This window comes from Asaia sp. HumB (assembly GCF_030263835.1).
Classification (GTDB): domain Bacteria; phylum Pseudomonadota; class Alphaproteobacteria; order Acetobacterales; family Acetobacteraceae; genus Asaia; species Asaia bogorensis.
Genome location: NZ_JARPML010000002.1, coordinates 1,148,676 through 1,165,000 on the forward strand (window position 1 = coordinate 1,148,676; position 16,325 = coordinate 1,165,000).

Below are 16,325 nucleotides of genomic sequence, written 5' to 3' on the forward strand. Positions count from 1 at the left end.
TCGGGCTGGGCTAAGATGGCTCGATTTTCAGTATTTAGGGTCGGTCGCCATGGCAGGAAGTGTAAACAAAGTCATTCTGGTGGGAAATCTGGGCCGCGACCCGGAAACACGCAATGCCCAGTCCGGTGCCAAGATCGTCAACCTGACCGTTGCCACCTCCGAAAGCTGGAATGACCGCGCCTCGGGCGAGCGCAAGGAGCGCACCGAATGGCACCGCGTCGTGATCTTCAACGAGCGTCTGGCCGATGTCGCCGAGCGTTTTCTGCGCAAGGGCCGCAAGGTCTATGTGGAAGGCCAGCTCCAGACACGCAAATGGACCGACCAGGGCGGACAGGAGCGCTATACGACCGAAATCGTGCTTGACCGGTTCCGTGGTGAACTCACCCTGCTCGACAATAACCGCGATGGTGAGTCCGGTGGCGGCATGGGGGGCGGCTATGAAAGCGGCCCGTCACGTTCCTATGGCGGCGGCAATTCCCCGGCTCGCAGCGGTGGCAATGGCATGAGCCAGTCTCCCTCGCGCAATCAGGGCGGCAATAACGGCGGTGGCTGGGACGCACCGGGTGGCGATCTGGACGACGAGATCCCGTTCTGATCGGCCCCTTTCTACGCCTCTCTCCCTGATCGACACATCAACAAGACGGACCTGCCTTGACCGACCTGACGCCGCCAGCCGCACCCTTTGACCAGATCCCGGTGACCATCGAGGAGGAAATGCGCTCCTCCTACCTCGCCTATGCCATGTCGGTCATTGTCTCGCGCGCGTTGCCGGATGTCCGTGACGGCCTCAAGCCGGTCCATCGCCGCATCCTTTACGCCATGCGTGAGAGCGGCTTCACCTCCGACAAGCCCTATCGCAAATCGGCCCGTGCGGTCGGTGATGTCATGGGTAAATACCACCCCCATGGCGACAGCTCGATCTATGACGCCATGGTGCGCATGGCCCAGTCCTGGTCGATGCGCGTCCGTCTCATCGACGGTCAGGGCAATTTCGGCTCGGTCGATGGCGACAGCCCGGCTGCCATGCGTTACACCGAAGCGCGCCTGGCCAAATCGGCGTCTTTCCTGCTCGACGATATCGACCGCGACACGGTCGATTTCCAGCCGAACTACGACGAAAGCGAAAGCGAACCCAAGGTTCTGCCTGCCGCCTTCCCCAATCTTCTGGTCAACGGTGCCTCCGGCATCGCCGTCGGCATGGCGACCAACATTCCGACGCACAACCCCGGCGAAGTCATCGACGCGACGCTTGCCCTGATCGAAAACCCTGAAGCCACCCTCGATGATTTGATGAAGATCATCCCCGGCCCGGATTTCCCGACGGGTGGCATCATCATGGGCCGCCGTGGCATCCGTCAGGCCTTCGAGACGGGCCGTGGCTCCGTTCCCATGCGCGCCCGCGCCGAAATCGAAGATATCCGCAAGGATCGTCAGGCGATCATCGTCACCGAAATTCCCTATCAGGTAAACAAGGCAACGCTGCAGGAAAAGATCGCCGATCTCGTCCGCGCCAAGGAAATCGAGGGTATCTCCGACATCCGCGACGAGAGCGATCGCTCCGGTATGCGTATCGTGATCGAGCTCAAGCGCGACGCAACGCCCGAAGTCGTGCTGAACCAGCTCTATCGCTTCACCCAGCTTCAGACCTCATTCAGCGTCAACTGCCTTGCCCTCGATGACGGCAAGCCCCGCACAATGGGGCTCAAGGACGTTCTGGAAGCCTTCATCCGCTTCCGTGAAGACGTCATCCTGCGCCGGTCGCGCTTTGACCTGAACAAGGTGCGTGATCGCGGCCATCTGCTCGTCGGCCTCGTCATCGCGGTTGCCAATATCGATGAGGTGATCGCTCTCATCCGCAGCGCCCCCGATGCCGCCACCGCACGCGAATCCCTGATGGCCCGCGCCTGGAATGCCGCCGATGTGCAACCGCTCATCGAACTGATCCATGACGAAGGCAATGTCATCGTCGATGGCAAGGTCCATCTGACTGAAGTGCAGGCCCGCGGCATTCTCGAACTGCGCCTGCAGCGTCTGACCGGTCTGGAGCGTGACAAGATCCAGGGCGAGCTGAGCGAGGTCGCCACCAAGATCAACGAACTGCTCGAAATCATCGGCAGCCATGTCCGTCGCATGGAAGTCATGCGTCACGAGCTGCTTCTGGCCCGCGCCGAAATCGCCACGCCGCGCATGACCGAAATTTCGGATGCGCTGGGCGACCAGTCGGATGAAAGCCTGATTGAGCCCGGTCAGATGGTCGTCACCATCACGCGTGACGGCTTCATCAAACGCACACCGCTCGAAATCTTCCGCGCCCAGAACCGTGGCGGCCGCGGCCGTACGGCCGCGGGGCGTCGCGGTGACGATGTCATCGTCAACAGCTTCAACGCCCACACCCATCAATGGGTCATGTTCTTCTCATCGGGCGGCAAGGCCTATCGCGAGAAGGTATGGCGCCTGCCAGAGGCCTCCCCCACCGCCAAGGGTCGCGCCCTGGTCAATCTCCTGCCCGACCTCGGTACAGATTCGATCACGGCCATCCTCGCTTTGCCGCAGGAAGAGGAGCAGTGGGAAGATCTGCACCTCGTCTTTGCAACAGCCAGCGGCAATGTCCGACGCAACCGCCTGAGCGATTTCAAGAACATCCGCGCCTCCGGCCTGATCGCCATGAAGCTAGATGAGGGCGACAGCCTGGTCGGTGTCGCCACCTGCCGCGAGGGTCAGGATGTGTTCCTCGCCACACGCAAGGCCCGTTCGATCCGCTTCCAGATCACCGACGACACACTGCGTGTTTTTGCTGGTCGTGACAGCTCCGGCGTACGCGGCATCCGCCTCGCCACCGGCGACGAGGTCAACTCGCTTTGCATCCTCAACCATGTCGATGCCAGCGTCGAGGAACGCTCTGCCTATCTGCGTGCGGCCAATGCCAAGCGCCGCGCTGAAGCCGCGGCCAATGCAGCCGGCAACGAGGAAGAGATCGAGGAAATCGCCTCTGACGATGCCGACGAAGCCATCGATGCCGGTGATCTGACGCAGGAGCGCTTTGACGAGCTCGCCGCTCAGGAAGAAATCCTGCTCACCGTCACCGATGCCGGCTTCGGTCGTCGCTCTTCCGCTTACGAATATCGTGTCAGCGGCCGTGGCGGTCAGGGTATCGCCAATATGACACTCACCAACCCAAAACGCGGTCGCGAGGTTGTTGCGACCCTGCCTACGCTTGATGGCACCGACGTCATGATGGTGACCGATGTCGGACGTCTCATCCGGGTGCCGGTCTCTCAGGTGCGTGTCATGGCCCGCCAGGCCAGCGGCGTTACCCTGTTCCGCGTTGGTGCAGAAGAGCGCGTCACCAGCATTTTCCCGGTTGCGGAATCCGAGGGCACGGATGCCGATGACGCCGAAACCTCACTTGAGGAATCGGATGCTGCGGCCTCCGGCGCGCCGGACACAACCTCCTCAGAGGCTCCCTCATCCGAGGCCACTTCCTCTGGCGAGACAACACCGGATGACAGTGCAAACTGACGCCCCATCGAACGGTCAACGTGTCGGGTTTTATCCCGGCACGTTCGACCCGTTCACCCTGGGCCATCTCGATATCGCCCACCGTGCCCTGAATCTCGTCGATCACCTCGTCATCGGCGTGGCACTCAACCCCGGCAAGGCGCCACGTCTTTCGATTGACCAACGCTGCGCCTGCATCACCGAGACCTTTGCCCTTGAGGGCATCACGCAGGTCAGCGTGGTTGCCTTCAGCACCCTCATGGTCGATGCCGCCCGTGCTCAAAAGGCGCGCTTCATTATTCGCGGGCTACGCTCCGAATCCGATCTGACCAGCGAAATGCCCATGGCGGCCATCAACCGGAATCTGGCCCCTGACCTCGAAACCATCTTTCTCACCGCACGTGAAGAGCATCGCCTGATCGCCTCCAGCCTCGTGCGCGAGCTTCTGGCCTATGGGGGCGATATACGCCCCTATGTGCCGGAGAATATTGCCCGGCATCTCTTGCCCAATGCGCCAGAGAAGCCGACATAGGCCGCGTGACCTTTCAAGGCTCCGCAAACACAAGGATAGACGTCAATGTCCGAGACCAATAACCGCCTCGTCATGAAGCTCAAGACCGGCGATGTCGTGATCGAACTCCGCCCCGACCTCGCTCCCCTGGCAGCCGAGCGCCTGCGCACCCTCTCCGAGCAGGGCTTTTATGACGGCGTGAAGTTCCATCGCGTCATCGAAGGCTTCATGGCTCAGGGTGGCGACCCGACCGGCACCGGCTCGGGTGGCAGCGACCTGCCTGACCTCAAGGCCGAATTCACGCGTGAAGCCAAGTTCGAGCGCGGCACGCTGGGCATGGCCCGCACCATGAACCCGAACTCGGCCAACAGCCAGTTCTTCATCATGTTCCAGCCCACCCCCTCGCTTGATGGCCAGTACACCATCGCCGGTCAGGTCGTGTCGGGCATGGAGCATATCGACCAGGTCAAGCGCGGCGCTGGCGCCTCGGGCATGGTCAAGGACCCCGATGCCATCATCTCCATGCGTCCTGAAGCCTGATCAAGGACGTGACGGCTGTAAAAGCCGCATGAAAACCGACTGAGCCCGATTCAGTCGGTTGACGGCCTCTGGCTCATATTGTAGCCAGACGCCTCACGTGAACCGGTAGCTCAGCCGGTAGAGCATTCGACTTTTAATCGAATGGTCGTGGGTTCGAGTCCCACCCGGTTCACCACTCCCCATAAAAAAAGTGTTATCGGCAAAGCGCCCTATTGCGGCGAATTGCGAAACCTCGTGCAGCACAAGTCTGCGTCTTTGGGGCACTTCTGCGCCGACAAGAGTCCGATGAATCGTGACAATTGCGTCACATATTCACACCCTCTATCGGCTGGTCCTCTGAATACGCATATTCATAGTAAAACATGACGTATAGACTGCAAGAAAATAAACGAGAACTCCCTGTTGGGGCCATTATCTTGCGTTATATACGGCGTGTTGCCCCGATGTTAGCTCTATTTCTATGGGGGTCGGCTGATTACGCAGCCGCCGCCACGTCTCTCCCGCCGGGCCCGGCTATTCTCGGTTTTGATCGGGATCTGATCTTCCGGGATAATCAGACAAACACTGCCTATATCAGCATCCGCGACAGCCATGGAATCAATGACGCGATGGAAGCAGGCGACAGATCCCGCCTTGAAAGTCTCCGCGCGGTAGTCGCCTCAGCGCAAAATGCCCCGTCGATACGCAAGATGATGATCGCGCTGTGTGATGCCGCAATGGCGCGCGTAGACGGCGATTTCGCCCATTCATCCAATATCATCCTGCAAGCTCTTCATGAGGCCGGGAAATTCGGGGACCTTTCCCAGACGATCAATCCCATCCAGATCATGCTGCGCAACATCCATATCGGCAATCTGATGTTGATGGGCCGCGTCCGTGACTGGGCCGAGGAAACAGAGAACCTTCAAACCGGCTTCTATGCGCCTGTCAGAGCCTACTATAATATTCCTGACCTCGAATTTCGGAATATGGACTTCCTCAAGCTTTCCGTACCGGCCCGTGCAACTCCAGATTCGACCCTTGAAAGGCCACCATCGGATTCTGTTGATCTGGACCCGTCCGAGAGCCAGTTCGAGGATCAGACTGCAATTTCAGCAAAGGCAACCGTACTGATTGATGGCTCGCCTGCGACAGCCACTTTCGGCACCGCGACCGTGATCGGCTCCGTCCCGTTTTCCTTGCAACGGGATCATCACTGGCTTGTCATTGGCCGTCTGGCTGGAAGCAAGGATTTATCACCCGACCCACGCACTGAGGCAGTCGTTCTCATCCCCTCCATCAAGATCGGACAGACTGTCCTGACAAACCAGATCATGACGGTAACCCATTCGGAGACGGTGCTGATCGGGCTGCAACAACTGAGCCGTCTGCGTCACCTGACGATGACCAGCCGTCGCCTCAGCTTTGGGTCCTCAGCACCGATTTCCTGCAATCTGAGGCCTGTCGTCAGTAGCTTCAGATCAGGGGTCAACATGTTTCTTCTGTTTCCCGTATCCTACGCCCGAGGCGATACACAGGCAATTATCGGGACTGAAGACAATGCTCCCGATCTCCTGACTGTCAACATCACCAGCTTCTCCGGTAAAATGGCGCATCGCAGCAGAACGGAATATCTCGGCACAGCCTATGGTCAACGAGCCCATGAGACGTTCACGCAAACCGACACTATCGAAGTCGCCGGGAAAAGCCTGCGCTCGAGCGTGAGATACCAGATCGGCGACCCGGCCGACCGGCCTGTTATCTCAATGGCAGCTCTCAAGACGCTGAGTTTCTCCCTTGACCTGCCCGAGAGCATGGCCTGCCTGCGCTAAACAATCATTCCCCCTGGCAGAAGGCAGGGGGAAAACGCCTCCCCTTGGCAAACCCTGAAAGACCGGACGCGGCCGACATCCTGTTCTACCGCTTCGCAACCCGCCTCACTCATGCGTCTAAACGGGATTCCTGAACATGTGCCTGTCTCGACTACTTCTTCTCACGACCATAATTGCGGCGCCTCTGCTCTTTCCTGCTTACACCGCCCACGCTGATCACTCACCACCAGGTACGGCAAAAGGGCCGGTTCATTTCTTCGAGCCAGACCTGCTGAGCATCGACAGGCGAGGCAGGACGACACTCACCGCAAGCGATACCCGAGGTATTCTCTCCGCTCTTGAAGCAGGAGATACCGGCCGACTAATCGCAATAAGAAAGTCCCTCGAAAAAGCTCCTGGGCCTGAACCGGCTTTCAATGTGATGTTGCTCGCCCTGTGCGATGCCGCCATGGGCCGGACGCAGGGTGACCTCTTCCGGGCCGATCACATTATCCAGGACGCTTTGCGCCGTGCAGCACCGTGGAGCAACCCGGCCCAAAGCGTTAACCCGTTCAATTTCATGCTGGCCACATTCCTGACTGGCGATCTGCTTCTGGAAAACCGCCTCCCCGCATGGGCGGGCGGAAAACTCTTTATCGACCGCGCCTTTCGTGCGCCCCTCATTGCCTATTACGACAAACCCGGCCTTGTTCTCACGGACCTCGATCAGGTCACGCTAACAGTTCCGGAGTCAGGCATCCTCCCGATCGAGGTCAAAGAGCCACGCAGCGATCAGGTCTCTTTCAATCCATTCCAGACACTGATCGATGGTGTGACAACTGCAACGGCTGGCACAATGATCGATCTGGACGGGAGTCCGGTCCATGCAATCATCAACACAGGCAGTGTCCTGGGCGCTGTACCGCAGGCTATGCAGCGCAGTCATCACTGGCCGGTAGTCGGTACTGTCTCATCACTGCGTGACGATACGATACAGGCCGAAAAAGCCGACCTCGTGCAGGTCCCGAGCCTGACTCTTGGTCATACAGTCTTTCGCAATCAACTCATGATCGTCGCAAAAACCAGCCATGCCGTTATTGGCCTCCAGTCGCTCGGCGTGCTGATCCATGTTGTCATGACGGATCACGGCATGAGTTTCGGCCCGGATGCTCCGTTTTCCTGTCATCGTCATGCTACGCTTCAATCGGATGTCGGGGGACTCGATGCAGCGTTCCTTCTTCCTGTCTCCTATGACGGCCAGCATCGCATGGCTGCCCTGATGACAGGAGACAACTCCCCTGAGCCGCTCGTCATCCAGCGTTCCACGCTCACCACTCAAGCCGGTATAAAGGCCACGCAGAAATTCGAGACCGCTACCGGCATGATCCGTGAAAATGCGATCCTGCGCAGCACCGCCCTGCGCCTGGATCATCACAATGTGCAGGCCCGCATACGCTATCGGGTCGGGGATTCCACAAAACCTCCGGTCCTGACCATGTCCGCCCTCGAAGGCGCGAAGCTCTCTTTCGACCTGCATCAGGGTGTTGCCTGCCTGGACTGACTACGCTTCCGTCAAATCGGAAGTTCAAGGTCCGCCTTTACCTCCTCCATAACTGTATAGGTGTGTGTCTGCCTCACGCCGGGCAGACGTGTAAGCGTCTTGCCCAGAAAGGCACGATACGCATTCATGTCCCGCACCCGTGCCTTCACCAGATAATCGAACCCACCCGCCACCATGTAACATTCACTCACTTGCGGTATGGCCCGCACGGCTTTCGCAAATGAGTCGAAAATATCGGCACTTGTGCGATCCAGCGTCACCTGCACGAAAACCAGCAATCCAAGATTGACGGTCTCGGGGTCCAGACGCGCCATGTAATTCCTGATCACCCCGGAATGTTCGAGCTTGCGGACGCGCTCAAGCGTCGCAGCAGGGCTGAGGTTCACCAGCCTGGCGAGCTCCACATTGGTCATACGGCCTTCCTTCTGGAGGATTCTCAGAATCCTGCGATCAATCTCATCCGATGCCACCACCACCCCCAAAATGATATTCGGTAAAATTCCCTAAAGGAGAATAATATACGGTCCCATCCCCATTCTTCCATAACTCATTTGGTGCAAATCACCATAAGGGATCATAAACAACCAGCAACGATATGGCCTGTGATGAACGCACCCTTTGCCGCCTTCCGCACGATCGCTCCCGAACGTTCCGCCTTGCGTCAGGCAATCACCGACCATACGCGTGCCCCAGAGCCCGAACGCGTGGCAGCATTGTCCATTGAGGCAACACTTACGCCTGCACAGGAAGCTGCTTCGCGCGCCACGGCTCGCAAACTGGTCGAGGCGCTGCGCCGCAATGGCACTCCTGGGCTCGTGCAGGGTCTCATCAGGGAATATGACCTGTCCTCGCAGGAAGGCGTCGCCCTGATGTGCCTCGCCGAGGCCCTGCTGCGCATCCCCGATACAGCAACACGCGACGCCTTGATTCGCGATAAGATCGCCAAGGGCCACTGGCAGGGCCATATCCGCAAGGGAACGCCTCTTTTCGTCAACGCCGCCACCTGGGGGCTGATCGTCTCGGGTGGTTTTCTTTCAACCACACAAGCCAGACGCCTGCCGCAGACACTCGACACCCTGCTCAAGCGCTGCGGCGAGCCTGTCATCCGTCGCGGTGTCGATATGGCCATGCGCCTGATGGGTGAGCAGTTCGTCACCGGACAGACCATCACCGAGGCCCTCAAAAACGGGCGCAAGCTGGAAGAAAAAGGCTACCGCTACTCCTACGACATGCTCGGCGAAGCCGCGATGACGGCGAAGGATGCCGCGCGATATTACCGCGACTATGAAACCGCCATTCATGCAATCGGCAAGGCTTCCAATGGTCTGGGCGTCTATCGTGGCCCAGGCATCTCCATCAAACTATCCGCCCTGCACCCACGCTATACCCGCCTTCAGCGCGATCGCGTCATGGCGGAGCTTCTGCCAAGCGTCACGAAACTGGCCCACCTCGCCTGCGCCTATGACATTGGCTTCAATATCGACGCCGAGGAGGCCGATCGCCTCGAACTCTCTCTCGATCTGCTCGAAGCCCTCTGTGCGGATGAAGCCCTGAAAGACTGGAAAGGCATCGGCTTCGTCGTTCAGGCTTATCAGAAGCGCGCGCCCTTCGTGCTGGACTGGGTGATCGACCTCGCCCGCCGCAGCGGCCACCGGCTCATGGTCCGACTGGTCAAGGGTGCGTACTGGGACAGCGAAATCAAGCGTGCCCAGACCGATGGGCAAAGCGATTTCCCGGTCTACACGCGCAAGATTCACACCGATATTGCTTACCTCGCCTGCGCCAGAAAACTGCTGGATGCACCCGAGGCCATCTTCCCACAATTTGCCACGCACAACGCCCAGACGCTCGCCAGCATATACGCCTATGCCGGGCCAGAATTTTCCATCGAGAAATACGAGTTCCAGTGCCTGCATGGCATGGGCGAAGGGCTGTATAATGAAGTCGTCGGCCCTCAGAAGCTCGATCGCCCGGTACGCATCTACGCGCCGGTTGGCACGCATGAGACACTTCTGGCCTATCTTGTCCGGCGCCTCCTCGAAAACGGGGCCAACTCTTCCTTCATCAACCGCATCCAGGATCCGGCGATTCCAGTCGAGGCGCTGATCACAAGCCCTGTTACCCTGGCAGAACAGGAAACCTCCCGCTTTACCGTCGCCCTGCCTCCCGCCCTGTATGGTACCGAGCGGCAGAATTCCCGCGGTCTCGACCTGTCTGACGAGAACACCTTGCGCGACCTTGCCGCGGTCTTCACGGCCACACCGGCTCCGGTCGCTTCCGAAGGCGAAGCCATCATCAACCCTGCCAGCACCACGGAGATCGTCGGCCATATTGCCTTTCTCTCCCCGCAAGCCATTGACGAGGCCCTGACACGCGCGGCAAGCGCCTTCCCCGGCTGGCGCGACACAGGCCCCGTGCAGCGCGCAGCCCTTCTGGAAAAGACAGCCGAGGCGCTGGAAACCGAAACACCGCGCCTCATGGCCCTCATCATACGTGAAGCCGGCAAGACACTGGCCAATGCTGTGGCCGAGATACGCGAAGCCGTCGATTTTCTGCGTTATTACGCTGCCCAGACACGCCATCTTGGCTCTGCTGCCCAGCCCTTGGGGCCCGTGGCCTGCATCAGCCCATGGAATTTCCCGCTGGCCATTTTTGTCGGGCAGGTTGCCGCCGCTCTGGCCGTTGGCAATACCGTGCTGGCCAAACCTGCCGAAGAGACCCCCCTCATCGCACAGGAAGCTGTCCGTCTGATGCATGCATCCGGCATACCGCAGGATGTCATCCAGCTCATTCCGGGCGATGGTCGCGCGGGCGCACAACTCGTCGCCGCTCCGGGAATACGCGCCGTGCTCTTTACCGGATCGACCGATGTCGCCCGCCTGATCCAGAAGCAGCTCGCAGATCGCCTCAACCCGGATGGGGCATCCATTCCCTTCATCGCCGAGACTGGCGGACAGAACGCGCTTATTGTCGACAGCTCGGCCCTGACAGAACAGGTCGTGACCGATGTACTGGCCTCGGCTTTTGACAGCGCTGGCCAGCGATGCAGCGCCCTGCGTCTGCTCTGCGTTCAGGAAGAAAGTGCAGACCGCCTGCTGACCATGCTCGAGGGTGCCATGCAGGAGCTGCGGACTGGTACGCCAGAAAAGCCGGAGACCGATATCGGACCGGTGATCAGCGCAGAGGCTCACGCCATGATCTCGGCGCATATCGACGCGTTCCGGGCAAAAGGACATGACATCTACCAGACAACCGCTACCCCCGAAGCACAGAGCGGCACCTTTGTCCCCCCCACCCTTATCGAGATCGGCACGGTCTCTGATCTGGAGAGGGAGGTCTTTGGCCCCGTCCTGCATGTCCTGCGTTACAAACGTGAGACCCTGCCTGACGTCATGGCCGCCATCAATAGCACGGGATACGCTCTGACCTTCGGTGTTCATTCGCGTATCGATGATACGATAGAAACCCTGAAAACGCAGAGCCATGCGGGGAATATCTATATCAACCGCAATCTGGTCGGGGCCGTCGTGGGTGTGCAGCCCTTCGGTGGTCACGGCCTCTCAGGCACAGGCCCCAAAGCAGGTGGCCCTCTCTATCTGCGTCGACTGCTCGCAGAGCGTCCGGCACTCTCGCCGGCCTTCCTGCACAACCTTCCCGTCGAAGCCAAGCTCTTCGCTGACTGGGTCGCCACGACGCTTCCCACGATAACGCTCCCCGCCTGCGACAACACCCCTCTCGGCACATCCCTCTCGCTCACTGGCCCCGTGGGTGAAACCAACACATACTCCCTCGCCCCCCGAGGCACGGTGTTTTGTGCAGGCCCTACAACGGCAGATTTATGTGCTCAAATTCTGGCGGCATTGGCTGCAGGCAATCGCTGCGCCATTCCTTTGGCGCTGCTGCGCGCGCTGCCAGAACGCCCCCCCGGCCTGGAAGCTGCAGTGTTCCCCTTGCAAGACAATACGCTCATCGATGTCGCGCTGGGCAATGGCGATTCATCGTTCACAGCGGACCTGCTCCAGAATCTCGCCTCCCGCAAAGGCCAGATCGTCTCCCTTCATGGGCCTGACGCGTCAGGCAGCTATCCTCTCGAATGGCTGGTGCTCGAATATGCCTGCAGCACCAACACCACCGCCGCAGGTGGCAACGCTGCGCTCATGGCGCAGGTCTGACAATGAGTCCGTCGCAGGGATAAACCAGTTGCTGCGGCGGTTCAGAGCGCGTCCATGATCAGAGAGGCAACCCTCTCTGGAAAAACGATTTCGGCATCATGCGGTACGGCTTCGGTGTGATAGTGCCAATCCGACTGCGCTCTCGCATAGGCGCGGCTGGGCTCGATCGACCCTAAAGCCGGATTTTCATAGGCAATATAGGTAACAGACAGCCCCGTTCCGGCTGGCTGCTCCAGGCGTGCTGGCGTCTCATAAGTGCCTACGGGATGAGGGCGCAGATGCCGCATGAACCACGCTTTTCGATCAGCATCAGGCAGAAACACAGCATTTTCAGGGGGTACTGGAAAGGCAACATCTGCCCCACCGACACGGGCGCGCTCGCGCCGTATCGCTGCCATTCCCTTCGGTAGAATATCAAAGGCAGAGAGTCCCGGTTGTGCGATAAGGGCATCCAGATAGATGAGCTTCGCAATACGATCCCTCATCCGGTCAGCCACGCAGCTAACTACCATTCCGCCATAAGAGTGCCCCACGAGCGCAAAACGCGGCAGATCGAGCATGTCGATAACACTCAGCATATCCTCGATATGCGTCTCAAGTGTAATCTCGCGTGAGAGAAGATGCGCCCGATCGCCTGTCCCGGTCAGAGTTGGTGTGATGACCTGATGACCCGCATGCTGCAGAAAAGGCGCTACATAACGCCAGATCCAGCCACCACAATGCAGACCGTGCACCAGAACGATCGGCACTTTGGGTTCGGCCGCCGCAGCATCAGAAACCATACTAAACCCTGTCACAAACGGAATGACTGCAAGAACATCTCGACGCTGCATGAACGTGAGCCCTCTCTATGGCCCCATCCGGGTTTAATACTTTGTCATGAGATATTTCGCGGAAACAAGACCGGAGGCCATTCCTGCCGAGGATTTGATTATCCTGTACCTGGGTCGCGCTGATGGCGGTATTCGTGCCTGCTGTGAGGCAGTGAGCGTTTTCGACGCAGGATCAGGGGTTATCTGGGCTGCGCTCAACGCGAGCCATACGCGCGCGTAAGACGCCTCGTGCTGTGAAGCTGAGGCGTTGGGTAGGGATTTATGTCTGTATTGAGGGGTATTTTGGTTGCGGGGGCAGGATTTGAACCTGCGGCCTTCAGGTTATGAGCCTGACGAGCTACCGGGCTGCTCCACCCCGCGGGGGTGGTGGTGTGTTTTGTGGGGTGGATCAGGGGACCTGGCGGCGACCGACTTTTCCGCATCTTGAGATGCAGTATCATAGGCGCTGGGGCGTTTCACGGCCGAGTTCGGGATGGGATCGGGTGGAAGTCTCCCGCCATAGCCACCAGGTCTTCTGATCCACCCGACAACTGTGTGTCGGTGTGGAGGTTGGTGTTTTGTGTATGATGAGTGTGATTGCGTGGATGATTGCTATGCATGTGTATGCTCTCTTGTGAGAGCGTTGTGTGAGCGATATGGGCGATTAGGACCGGTTAGCTTCACGTGTTACCACGCTTCCACACCCGGCCTATTGACGTGATGGTCTTTCACGGCCCTGTGAGACCTAGTTTTGAGGTGGGTTTCCCGCTTAGATGCTTTCAGCGGTTATCCCGTCCATACTTAGCTACCCGGCTGTGCCGCTGGCGCGACAACCGGTACACCAGAGGTATGTTCATCCCGGTCCTCTCGTACTAGGGACAAATCCTCTCAAGTCTCATACACCCACGGCAGATAGGGACCGAACTGTCTCACGACGTTCTAAACCCAGCTCACGTACCACTTTAATCGGCGAACAGCCGAACCCTTGGGACCTGCTCCAGCCCCAGGATGTGATGAGCCGACATCGAGGTGCCAAACCTCCCCGTCGATGTGGACTCTTGGGGGAGATCAGCCTGTTATCCCTAGAGTACCTTTTATCCGTTGAGCGATGGCCCGTCCACGTGGGACCACCGGATCACTATGGCCGACTTTCGTCTCTGTTCGAGCTGTCACTCTCACAGTCAGGCGGGCTTATGCCATTGCACTCGACAGTCGGTTTCCGACCGACCTGAGCCCACCATCGCGCGCCTCCGTTACACTTTGGGAGGCGACCGCCCCAGTCAAACTGCCCACCATGCAGGTCCCGGACCAGGCTAGACTGGTCTCGGTTAGACATCAGAAAAATTCAGGGTGGTATTTCAAGGACGGCTCCACCGGTACTGGCGTCCCGGGTTCGTAGCCTCCCACCTATCCTACACAGGATGTCTCTGATGCCACTGCAAAGCTGCAGTAAAGGTTCATAGGGTCTTTCCGTCTGACCGCGGGTACCCCGCATCTTCACGGGGAATTCAATTTCGCTGAGTCGATGCTGGAGACAGTGGGAAGTCGTTACGCCATTCGTGCAGGTCGGAACTTACCCGACAAGGAATTTCGCTACCTTAGGACCGTTATAGTTACGGCCGCCGTTTACCGGGGCTTCAATTCAATGCTTGCACATCTCCTCTTAACCTTCCGGCACCGGGCAGGCGTCAGGCCGTATACGTCGTCTCTCGACTTCGCACAGCCCTGTGTTTTTACTAAACAGTCGCTACCCCCTGGTCTGTGCCACCCGCCTGTGGTTGCCCACGGACGGGTCTCGCTTATCCCGAAGTTACACGAGCAATTTGCCTAGTTCCTTCAGCATCGTTCTCTCAAGCGCCTTGGTATTCTCTACCAGTCCACCTGTGTCGGTTTCGGGTACGGTCTATACGCCAGAGCTATTTCCTGGAATGCTCCAAAAGCCTGGTCAATCCAATAAGACCAGACAACATATCGCATTCGTCACTTCTGGCAGGCCCAGTAATATTCAACTGGTTCCCATCGACTACGGCTTTCGCCCTCGCCTTAGGGGCCGGCTCACCCTGCGTGGATTAACCTTGCGCAGGAACCCTTGGACTTTCGGCGACAGTGTTTCTCGCACTGTTTGTCGCTACTCATGTCAGCATTCGCACTTCCGATATCTCCAGAGAGGGTCACCCCGTCTCCTTCGCAGACCTACGGAACGCTCCGCTACCGCGCATATCAAAGATATGCACCCACAGCTTCGGCACGTGGCTTGAGCCCCGTTACATTTTCGGCGCAGGGTTTCTATTAGACCAGTGAGCTATTACGCTTTCTTTAAAGGATGGCTGCTTCTAAGCCAACCTCCTGGTTGTTTTGGAATCCCCACATCCTTTCCCACTTAGCCACGATTTGGGGGCCTTAGCTGGTGGTCTGGGCTGTTTCCCTCTCGACAATGGACCTTAGCACCCACTGTCTGTCTGCCACGCTCATACTCCTCGGTATTCGGAGTTTGGTTAGGTTTGGTAAGACTTTGGGTCCCCCTAGCCCATCCAGTGCTCTACCCCCAGGGCAATACGTGACGATCTACCTCAATAGATTTCGCGGAGAACCAGCTATCTCCGAGTTTGATTGGCCTTTCACCCCTAGCCACAGCTCATCCCCGACTTTTTCAACAGGCGTGGGTTCGGCCCTCCAGTGCGTGTTACCGCACCTTCAGCCTGGCCATGGCTAGATCACTCGGTTTCGGGTCTTCTGCCAGCAACTCATTCGCCCTATTCAGACTCGCTTTCGCTACGCCTACACCTACCGGCTTAAGCTCGCTGCAAACAGAAACTCGCTGACCCATTATACAAAAGGTACGCCGTCACCCCATAAGAGGCTCCGACTGCTTGTAGGCATCCGGTTTCAGGTCTCTTTCACTCCCCTCATCGGGTGCTTTTCACCTTTCCCTCACGGTACTTGTTCACTATCGGTCATCAGGGAGTATTTAGGCTTGGAGGGTGGTCCCCCCATGTTCAGACAGGGTTTCACGTGCCCCGCCCTACTCGAGAACCATCATGAACACTACGCATACGGGGCTATCACCCATTATTGCCGGACTTTCCAGACCGTTCTGCTTCTTTCACAATGATTACTGGCCTGTTCCGCGTTCGCTCGCCACTACTAGCGGAATCTCTGTTGATGTCTTTTCCTCCAGGTACTGAGATGTTTCAGTTCCCCGGGTTCGCCTCATACCCCTATGTATTCAGGGCATGATACCTATCGCTAGGTGGGTTTCCCCATTCAGATATCCACGGATCAAAGCTTGCTCGCAGCTCCCCGTGGCTTTTCGCAGCGTGCCACGTCTTTCGTCGCCTCCTGATGCCAAGGCATCCACCGAATGCCCTTCTCATGCTCACACACTACACATGCACAGCAACCATCCACGCTCGCGCGCTTCAGAGTTTTCTGCGCAGAGAA

General features: G+C 58.5%; 9 protein-coding genes, 2 tRNA genes and 2 rRNA genes. 8 read left to right on the plus strand and 5 right to left on the minus strand.

Going from position 1 to position 16,325, the window contains the following annotated elements; all coding sequences use genetic code 11:
• Window positions 1-49: 49 nt before the first annotated feature.
• The 7 genes from ssb to P5689_RS06265 all read left to right on the plus strand — a co-directional run bounded on the left by ssb (window position 50) and on the right by P5689_RS06265 (window position 7,900).
• Window positions 50-595 (plus strand): single-stranded DNA-binding protein, encoded by a 546-nt coding sequence (gene ssb / locus P5689_RS06235; protein ID WP_285532499.1) that lies wholly within the window; start codon window positions 50-52, stop codon window positions 593-595.
• 119 nt (window positions 596-714) lie between these two features.
• A complete protein-coding gene (gene gyrA, locus P5689_RS06240; RefSeq protein ID WP_408868567.1) occupies window positions 715-3,519 on the plus strand; it encodes a DNA gyrase subunit A in 2,805 nt (934 codons plus the stop codon).
• Complete coding sequence (gene coaD / locus P5689_RS06245) at window positions 3,503-4,030, plus strand: pantetheine-phosphate adenylyltransferase (RefSeq protein ID WP_285532501.1); 528 nt, start codon at window positions 3,503-3,505, stop codon at window positions 4,028-4,030. Before gyrA ends, coaD begins: the two co-directional genes overlap by 17 nt.
• 45 nt (window positions 4,031-4,075) lie before the next feature.
• The gene (locus tag P5689_RS06250) at window positions 4,076-4,549 is read left to right on the plus strand and encodes a peptidylprolyl isomerase (RefSeq protein WP_062165407.1); all 474 of its coding nucleotides are present in this window, start codon (window positions 4,076-4,078) and stop codon (window positions 4,547-4,549) included.
• A gap of 99 nt (window positions 4,550-4,648) precedes the next feature.
• Window positions 4,649-4,724 (plus strand) — tRNA-Lys (locus P5689_RS06255).
• A gap of 268 nt (window positions 4,725-4,992) precedes the next feature.
• Window positions 4,993-6,360 carry a hypothetical protein gene (locus tag P5689_RS06260; RefSeq protein WP_152530235.1) on the plus strand — a complete coding sequence of 456 codons (1,368 nt, stop codon included), beginning with the start codon at window positions 4,993-4,995 and terminating at the stop codon, window positions 6,358-6,360.
• A gap of 418 nt (window positions 6,361-6,778) precedes the next feature.
• Window positions 6,779-7,900 (plus strand): hypothetical protein, encoded by a 1,122-nt coding sequence (locus P5689_RS06265; protein ID WP_285532504.1) that lies wholly within the window; start codon window positions 6,779-6,781, stop codon window positions 7,898-7,900.
• A gap of 11 nt (window positions 7,901-7,911) precedes the next feature.
• Here the strand turns inward: P5689_RS06265 and P5689_RS06270 are convergent, their stop codons facing one another.
• On the minus strand, window positions 7,912-8,370 hold the full coding sequence (locus P5689_RS06270; RefSeq protein ID WP_035440277.1) for an Lrp/AsnC ligand binding domain-containing protein: 459 nt from the start codon (window positions 8,368-8,370) through the stop codon (window positions 7,912-7,914).
• Between the two features lie 135 nt (window positions 8,371-8,505).
• Between P5689_RS06270 and putA the strand changes: the two genes are divergently transcribed.
• Window positions 8,506-12,072 (plus strand): bifunctional proline dehydrogenase/L-glutamate gamma-semialdehyde dehydrogenase PutA, encoded by a 3,567-nt coding sequence (putA, locus tag P5689_RS06275; protein WP_285532507.1) that lies wholly within the window; start codon window positions 8,506-8,508, stop codon window positions 12,070-12,072.
• 41 nt (window positions 12,073-12,113) lie between these two features.
• On the opposite strand, the gene P5689_RS06280 is transcribed toward putA, so the two are convergent.
• The 4 genes from P5689_RS06280 to P5689_RS06295 all read right to left on the minus strand — a co-directional run bounded on the left by P5689_RS06280 (window position 12,114) and on the right by P5689_RS06295 (window position 16,266).
• Window positions 12,114-12,854 (minus strand): alpha/beta hydrolase family protein, encoded by a 741-nt coding sequence (locus P5689_RS06280; RefSeq protein WP_285532509.1) that lies wholly within the window; start codon window positions 12,852-12,854, stop codon window positions 12,114-12,116.
• A 334-nt stretch (window positions 12,855-13,188) separates the two neighbouring features.
• Window positions 13,189-13,265: transfer RNA gene (locus tag P5689_RS06285), tRNA-Met, on the minus strand.
• Window positions 13,266-13,300: 35 nt separating this feature from the next.
• Window positions 13,301-13,415, minus strand: a 5S ribosomal RNA gene (gene rrf / locus P5689_RS06290).
• 112 nt (window positions 13,416-13,527) lie between these two features.
• Window positions 13,528-16,266 (minus strand): 23S ribosomal RNA (locus P5689_RS06295).
• Between the last annotated feature and the right edge of the window lie 59 nt (window positions 16,267-16,325).

Coding starts and splice junctions, on each gene's coding strand:
- P5689_RS06280 (WP_285532509.1), bottom strand. CDS start 12,854: ATGGTTTCTGATGCTGCGGCGGCCGAACCCAAAGTGCCGATCGTTCTG.
- P5689_RS06260 (WP_152530235.1), top strand. CDS start 4,993: ATGTTAGCTCTATTTCTATGGGGGTCGGCTGATTACGCAGCCGCCGCC.
- putA (WP_285532507.1), top strand. CDS start 8,506: ATGAACGCACCCTTTGCCGCCTTCCGCACGATCGCTCCCGAACGTTCC.
- gyrA (WP_408868567.1), top strand. CDS start 715: ATGCGCTCCTCCTACCTCGCCTATGCCATGTCGGTCATTGTCTCGCGC.
- P5689_RS06250 (WP_062165407.1), top strand. CDS start 4,076: ATGTCCGAGACCAATAACCGCCTCGTCATGAAGCTCAAGACCGGCGAT.
- coaD (WP_285532501.1), top strand. CDS start 3,503: ATGACAGTGCAAACTGACGCCCCATCGAACGGTCAACGTGTCGGGTTT.
- ssb (WP_285532499.1), top strand. CDS start 50: ATGGCAGGAAGTGTAAACAAAGTCATTCTGGTGGGAAATCTGGGCCGC.